This is a genomic window from uncultured Caballeronia sp. (assembly GCF_964243625.1).
Lineage (GTDB): Bacteria > Pseudomonadota > Gammaproteobacteria > Burkholderiales > Burkholderiaceae > Caballeronia.
In genome coordinates this window covers 21,169-28,356 of sequence record NZ_CAXTGZ010000008.1, presented here as the reverse complement: position 1 = coordinate 28,356, position 7,188 = coordinate 21,169, and the positions used below count along the sequence as shown (strand labels likewise).

The following is a 7,188-nucleotide window of genomic DNA, read 5'->3' as shown; positions in this document are numbered from 1 at the left end:
TCACAACACGTCTTTGGGAAAAGACGCACGTTCAGTTTAAACGCGCTTGCTGTCCGCTTGGTTGCGGCGCCGCTTACATGCATTACGCGGCGTGACAGGAGTCGAAACAACACGGCGAAGTGGAACGCGGCTTGCGATTAAGAAATGGTGAACACTTTCAGTTCACGGGCAGGCATCTGGGTCAGGCTTACACTTTCAAATTCGTAAGCTTGTACGGGCATACTGCCATTCCCCGTTACTCTATGGAAAATATTATGAAGAAGATCGCTCTCACGCTTACAGTCGCGATATCGACGTTCTGCGCAATTGCTCCTGCGTTTGCCGCTGATAATCATCACCATCGCGAATGCCATAAGGTGAAGGTGCATCACCACTGGGTTAATCGATGCCACTAAGCTGAGCTTCCTGCTAGAAGCCTGGCGCCGGTAAGCCGTTCCTTCGCGGGAACGGCTTTTGCGCTTTATGGAGCGATTAAAGGTGCTGTAATGGCAATAGAATAGGCGCTTAGCGGGAAAACATTAAAATAAGCCTACAGTGTAAGTGCGGCGGGTGCACACTTGTAGTTAGCGGAATCTAACGCTGAATGCCCGCTTTGCAGACCGCAGCTTTGAAGGAAGATGGAACCCCGGCGGCAACGCTGGCGATTCCGGTCACCAAGCATGTAAAAAGGTCATGGTGAAATGCCGAAAACCATCGCCCGAGCGTTGGAAGCCTTCGAATGTTAAAGAAACCGACCATTTTCTTTCGGCTAAGAGCGGCATTGGCGCGCCACCCGAACGCAATCAGTCTTGGAAGCATTGCATTCTCGGTCATCGTGCTCGTCTCTGCGATGGCGATTCTCCTGCAAGCGCGAAACGACGCGACACTTCGTGCAACCGAAAATGCCGACAACCTCGCGCGCGTGCTGGAACACGACATCACGCACACCACCGAACTCACGGATCTTTCGATCCAGGCTGCCGTCGATGGCGCGGAAGACGCGGACGTCATGCAGTTGCCGCCGCGTTTGCGCAACGAGTTGCTGTTCGACCGGTCCGCCAGCGCTAGCCGCTACATAGGTTCTTTCCTGTGTCTCGATGCGCATGGAAAGATCATCGTCGATTCGGCGAGTATCGTGCCGCGTGGCAACAATCTCGCCGACCGTGTCTGGTTCACCATCCACCGCGACAATCCGGGCATTGGCTTATATGTCAGCCGGCCGCTGCAGTCGCGTCTGATTCCGGGTGAAGTCGATCTGATGTTCAGCCGCCGCGTCAATCGGCCCGACGGATCGTTCGCCGGCGTGGTCGTCGCGGCGTTCCGGCTGGACTACTTCAAGAACCTGCTGTCTGGCGTAAGCGTCGGGCCGGGCGGCATCATCACGCTGCTTCAGGACGACGGCCATGTGATCCTGCGTTATCCCAACGACGGAACCCGCGTCGACGAGAACTTCGCCGGGCGCAAGAATTTTGAGCGGTTCAAGTCGACGGGCGTCAGCTCGTTCTTCGGTGTATCGAAGGACGGTACCGAGCGGCTTTACAACTTCCGGCGCTTCGAGAAGCTCAAGATGATCGTGATCATCGCGCCAACGAGCCATTACGTGTTCGCGGACTGGAACAGCCGGGCGTGGTACATCGGCGTTGTGACACTGCTGCTGGTCTTCGGGCTGGTGTCGGCGGCGCGGCTGTTATCGGTCGAGTTTCAGCATCGGCTGGAAGTCGAGGCGCGTCTGCGCAACATGACACGGGTGGATGGACTTACCGGACTGAGCAACCGGCGCAATCTCGATGAACGCCTGCTGTTCGAATGGCACAGGTCAAAACGTTCGGGCGAACCGCTGGCTATTCTATTCGTGGATATCGACCGCTTTAAAAGTTACAACGATACCTACGGACATCAGTCCGGCGACGACGCGCTGACCGCTGTCGCGCAGGCGATTGCGAAAAGTAGCCAGCGTCCTGGCGATATCACTGCGCGTTTCGGCGGGGAAGAGTTTGTCGTGGTGCTGCCGGAAACGGACAGCAAGGGCGCGACGCTCGTTGCTGCGGCGATACATTGCGCCGTGCACGCGCTTTCGATTGAACATACGGGCAGCGAGCACGGCATGATTACGGTGAGCATCGGGGTTGCATCGACGCAGGCAGACGATATCGCCGATGCACTCGCGTTGATCAGGGCGGCTGACCGCGCGGCTTATCGCGCGAAGGCCTCAGGCCGGAATCAGACGAGCGTGGCCGGGCCTTATAGCGATGAAGTGCTGATCAGCTAGCAATGCGGGCAGCAACTCAGCTTGCGCGCAGCGTCAGCGCGTCATCTCATTTCAGCAACCCGAACACGGCGACCCCATTCGTCGTGCCGACATAGACCTTCCCGGCTGCGATCATCGGCGTGATGAACTTGTTGCCAGCGCCGAACTGATCGCGCGCGCCGGCCTGATTGCTGTTGTACAACTCATGCGCGAGGTTGGTGGCGTCGTAGGCGTGCAGCGCTGCGACCGTGCCATTTTCCGCCGCCCACACAATACCGTTGCTGGCGCCGTTCGCCGAGATGGCGGGCGTTGCGCCGGGATAAGGAAACTGCGTCGGGCTCCGCGAGGACGCCGCGGTGGCGAGCAGTGCGTTAGTGACAGGCAGCGCCTTGAGCGCATCGGTCTGTCCGCCGTAATAGACCACGTTGTTGTAGTACGCAGGCGACCCCCAGATACCACCGGCCAGGACCCCGGTCAGCGTTTGCCAGATGTTGTTCGACGTCGGGCTGAACTTGCCCATGTTGTCTCGATCGACCACGTAGATGTTGTTGTCCTTGCCCGCGCCCACCGCCAGATGCTTGACCGTCCCGTTCGCAGTGGTTTGATCGGGCAGCAGCATTGCGCCTCCTGAGCCGAAATCGTTGTCGGCGGCAGCTTGTGCCACGACATCCGACATGGCGAAGTAGTCGGTGACGGCCGGCGTGGCGGTTGCGGACAGCTTGATGAACGCATCGCCAAGATCACCGTCTGCCGGGAAACCCTGCGCGTTCAGATTCGTGCCGAAGGTGCCGTTGCCATCGATGAAATAAATCGATGTCCCATCCGACGCCATGCCCGAACCCGCCATCCAGATCGATCCCTGGCTGCCGTTCGGCGTCACGGGAAGCGCGCTGGTTTGCTTGAGCGTAGCCGCGCTGTAGGTCATCAGCCAGCCGTTGTAGCTGCCTGACATGCAGTGCGCTGTCCACCCCATGTAGATGTTGCCGTTGACGAGCGTCAGCGCCGCACGCACCGTGTGCAGGGCCGGATTGAAAGTCAGAACTCCATTCACGCCTTCAGCGCCGTTGCCTGGATAGGTTGCAGAAATTTCAGTAGGGCCTCCGAACAATTCTGCACCGGTCGCAAGGTCGATCGCATGCAGGCGGTGATGAACGTTGCCGCTCGCGTCCGTGCTCATGGCAACGGCATAGAGCGCGCCGTTCGCACCGCGCGACCGGTCGATGACCGGCGTGGCCGTAATCCCGATCTCGGGCGTGAGGTCCTGGCAACCGGTATCGAGGCTCGGCGTTTCTCCAGCGCCGGCCAGCGATTTCTGCCACAGTGCGGCACCGCTGTCGGCGTCATAGGCATAGACGCTGTCGTGCTCAGTGACCACGTAGACGACGTTATGCGTCGCTGCGCCTATCGTCAGGCTGGTGACGAAGAGCGGCTGGCCATCGACCTTGCCGTCAGCGGGAAGGAAGCGCAGTTTGCCGAACGTTGCCGAATTGACATTAGCGAGCGTGAGCGTTGTTTCCGCCAGCATCTGACCGGTTCGCGCGAGGTCGTTGTGATGCATCAGCACGTCCGTTGCAAACGAGGGGACGGGCGTTGGCGTGGTGGTCGTCGAACCGGAGTTCGTGCCGCTGGACGCGGGCGTGCTGGGCGTGGCGGGCGTGGCGGGTGTCACGGCGGGTGTGGTCGCGGATGGCGCCGAGCTCGCGCCTGGACTTGCGGTGGTTCCGCTGGCGCCGCTGGCACCGCTGGCACCCCCCGCACTGGCAGACGTGGAAGGACTGCCGCCTGAACCGCCGCCACATGAACCGAGGCATACCGCGATCAGCAATCCTGCACAACTCTCGAACAGACGACGCTGACAGACTGCGTAAACAGCGAATTTGGAGTGCAGAGATTTCACGGCGGTTCTCCCGTGGCAGATGGACACCACAGCACGTGATACCCGCATCGTTCTCGCACGAGTTACTCGTTTCTGATCAGCATGACGAAGCGGCGTGTGGTGTCCCCGATCAGCAAGAAAAGCGCCCGACCAGGCGATGATTCTGCCTGCTTAAAAAGGGCTTAGCTCGCCGGTGCGAACGAGGTTTTCAAATCGCGAATATCTGATGAATGACCCGTTGAAGATGCTCGGGAGGAGAGAGAACCGTATGATGAAAAACGAGGTCCAAGCCGGGCTTGGGCGCAACCCATGACCTCATTGCAAACCCGCAATCACAGCGTCGGCAAAGCGCTTCAAATAGACAGGCGAAGCGTCGGTGATTGCCCAGAACACCATCCCGTTCTGCCGCCACTTGATCAGTGAATACCCTTCACTCGTCTCGGTGGTCATGGCTGCAGGCACCGCTGCATGACCTGCGGTATCAGGGAAAACATAGAGATCGATAGGGTGTTTGAGGTAGTGATAAATCATGACAGCCACCGGCCGATGGTCCACATAGTCAAGTCTTCCACCAACCAATGGAAATCCTTGCGCTTGTGGGTCGACCACAGGAGGTGCGTAATCAATGCGCCCGTTGAACCACGGCTTCACCGTATGCTGGTCGCTTGAAAGCACATCCATGGTCCGCGCTGACATCAGCGCCCGCACGTGGCTCGCAACAATCTCCTGTTCGATCCCGTTCGTTCCACCGGGACGTTGAAAGAACATCATCGAGAAGAACACCAGCGCGCATGCGCAGATCCCGGTGATACCCCCGCCGGCAAACAGCAAGCCTGCGGAGCGCATCGGCCAGTTCAACGAGAACCACCGCTTCTTTTCGTGTTGTTCGTTGAGCCGCGCGCGCACCTGAGCGTGCAGCGACGAAGGCGCGCGTTCGTACAGCGATCCATCGCGCAGCTTCTCGGCGAGTGACACGTTGTTTTCAGTTTCCACGCTTGGACTCCTCGGCGCCGGCAGGCGGTGTTTTCACCAGACGAATGGCAGGGTGTTCCGGATTGCCTTGCGCTATGCGCACTGCACTGCACAACAGTCGCCGCGCGCGCGAGAGCCGCGACATGACCGTGCCAATAGGAATGCCCGCAACCTGCGCCACGTCCTTGTAACTCATGTCCTCCAGTTCACGCAGCACGATCACCTCACGAAATTCCACCGGCAACATGGCAAGCGCGCGATGCACGAGATCCGTCTCGTCCTGTCGCACCGCCATCTTCTCGGGGTCGTCGCAGCTTTCGTCGGACCAGCCGGGAAGCTGTTCATCGACTTGCAGCGAGTCGTCGTAGGGCGTGGAGTCCGCCTGATGATGATGCTTGCGCCACTCCGTGAACCACGTATTACGCACGATCGCGAGCAGCCATGCGCGCGGGTTGTCACCGGTATAGCCATCGAAGAAACGGAAAGCCCGCAGGAAAGCTTCCTGCACGACGTCGTCAGCTTCGGTCGCGCTGCCGCTCAACCAGCGGGCGAGGTTATACGCCGCGTCCAGATGCGGCAGCATCACCTGATCGAAGCGATTCGGCGGGGACTTCCCCATCGGTGTTCTCCTGACTACTCCAGCTGCGAAAGGACGCAAGCACTCAATCTAACTTACCGGCGCTGGCATCGACTTATTCCCCGTTACGCGAGTTTGCGGAAAAAATAAACCTGGAATAAGGCAGGGCGTATTGCAGTTCGATGAGCATGGGGCAATCAAACCCATTTCCAACACTACAAGGAACCCGTCATGCGTGACATTGCGAAAGATATAGCGGAGCCCAAAACACTCGGCGAACATGGCGCCAAAAGGCGCACCGCGCTGAGCTGCATGGCGTGGGCCGGCGCCGGCATGCTATGGACGCTCAGCGGTGGCGTCCCCGGCTCGAAGCTCTTGGGCGGCACGGCGCAAGCTGCCCAGGTCGACCGTCACGCGTTCAGCTTCGTGCAGGTCAGCGACAGTCACATAGGCTTCAGCAAGGACCCGAATCTCGATCCGGCGAGCACGCTTAAGGAAGCCGTCGACACGATCCGCGCGTCGAACCAGAAACCTGCATTCATGATCCATACCGGCGACATCAGCCATCTGTCAAAGCCGGGCGAGTTTGATACGGCCGCGCAAATCATCGGCAGCGCGGGACTCGATGTCCACTACGTGCCTGGCGAACACGACGTACTGGTCGACGACGGCAATGCGTATTTCGAACGCTTCTCGAAGCCCGCCGATAAAAAATGGTACAGCTTCGACCAGAGCGGGGTTCATTTTATCGGTTTGACGAATGTGCTGAACATGCGCGGCGGCGGCCTGGGTTATCTCGGCGATGAACAACTTGCATGGCTGAAACAAGACCTGGCGCGCCGTTCGAGCAGCACGCCGCTTGTCGTGTTTGCGCACATCCCGCTGTGGTCGTTGTATCCGCAATGGGGATGGGGCACCGATGACAGTGCGCAAGCATTGAGCATGATGAAACGCTTCGGGTCTGTGACGGTTCTGAACGGCCACGTGCATCAGGTGGCGCAGAAGGTGGAGGGCGACATCAGCTTCTACTCGGCAATGTCAACAGCCTTTCCGCAACCTGTGCCGGGCACGGCGGCAGGCCCCGGTCCAATGAAAGTTCCTGCCGACACGCTGCGCACCTTGCTCGGCGTTCGGTCCGTGAATTACGTGCCAGGTCACATGGAACTTGCCGTCGTCGACACGAGGTTGAGCGTATGAACCTTCTTTCTACTCTACGGGTGGTACGGATTGCAACGCTGCTTATCGCAACCAGCGGTGCAACGGGTCCTGCATTTGCCGATGTAGGACCCACGGCCGCGGTCGTCATCGATAATTTTTCGTTCAGTCCCGCGCAGTTGTCGGTGGCGGCCGGAGCGACCGTGACGTGGGAAAACCGTGACGATATCCCTCATACCATCGTCAACGATGCTACGCCGCGCACGTTCAAGTCACCGCCGCTCGACTCCGGCGAGAAATTCTCTCAGGTGTTCGTCAAGCCCGGTACGTCCCGGTACGTATAAGTACTTCTGTTCCTTGCACCCGCATATGACGGGGACG

6 protein-coding genes are annotated in these 7,188 nt (G+C 59.3%); 3 read left to right on the top strand and 3 right to left on the bottom strand.

From position 1 onward, the window contains the following. Nucleotides 1-718 precede the first annotated feature (718 nt). Complete coding sequence (locus tag ACFFAR_RS01235) at nt 719-2,248, top strand: diguanylate cyclase (protein WP_375507418.1); 1,530 nt, start codon at nt 719-721, stop codon at nt 2,246-2,248. Between the two features lie 46 nt (nt 2,249-2,294). Here ACFFAR_RS01235 and ACFFAR_RS01230 read toward each other — a convergent pair whose 3' ends face one another. From ACFFAR_RS01230 to ACFFAR_RS01220, 3 genes are all read right to left on the bottom strand, one after another. Continuing rightward, nucleotides 2,295-4,172 (bottom strand): pyrrolo-quinoline quinone, encoded by a 1,878-nt coding sequence (locus ACFFAR_RS01230; protein WP_375507417.1) that lies wholly within the window; start codon nt 4,170-4,172, stop codon nt 2,295-2,297. 246 nt (nt 4,173-4,418) lie between these two features. Beyond that, nucleotides 4,419-5,096 (bottom strand): anti-sigma factor, encoded by a 678-nt coding sequence (locus tag ACFFAR_RS01225; protein WP_174363779.1) that lies wholly within the window; start codon nt 5,094-5,096, stop codon nt 4,419-4,421. After that, nucleotides 5,086-5,694, bottom strand: a complete 609-nt coding sequence (locus ACFFAR_RS01220; protein ID WP_174363778.1) for an RNA polymerase sigma factor — start codon at nt 5,692-5,694, stop codon at nt 5,086-5,088. Before ACFFAR_RS01220 ends, ACFFAR_RS01225 begins: the two co-directional genes overlap by 11 nt. Nucleotides 5,695-5,883: 189 nt before the next feature. Between ACFFAR_RS01220 and ACFFAR_RS01215 the strand changes: the two genes are divergently transcribed. Together ACFFAR_RS01215 and ACFFAR_RS01210 are read left to right on the top strand one after the other, a co-directional pair. Further along, on the top strand, nt 5,884-6,849 hold the full coding sequence (locus ACFFAR_RS01215) for a metallophosphoesterase family protein (RefSeq protein ID WP_375507416.1): 966 nt from the start codon (nt 5,884-5,886) through the stop codon (nt 6,847-6,849). Next, nucleotides 6,846-7,151 carry a plastocyanin/azurin family copper-binding protein gene (locus tag ACFFAR_RS01210; RefSeq protein ID WP_375507415.1) on the top strand — a complete coding sequence of 102 codons (306 nt, stop codon included), beginning with the start codon at nt 6,846-6,848 and terminating at the stop codon, nt 7,149-7,151. Before ACFFAR_RS01215 ends, ACFFAR_RS01210 begins: the two co-directional genes overlap by 4 nt. Nucleotides 7,152-7,188: the final 37 nt, after the last annotated feature.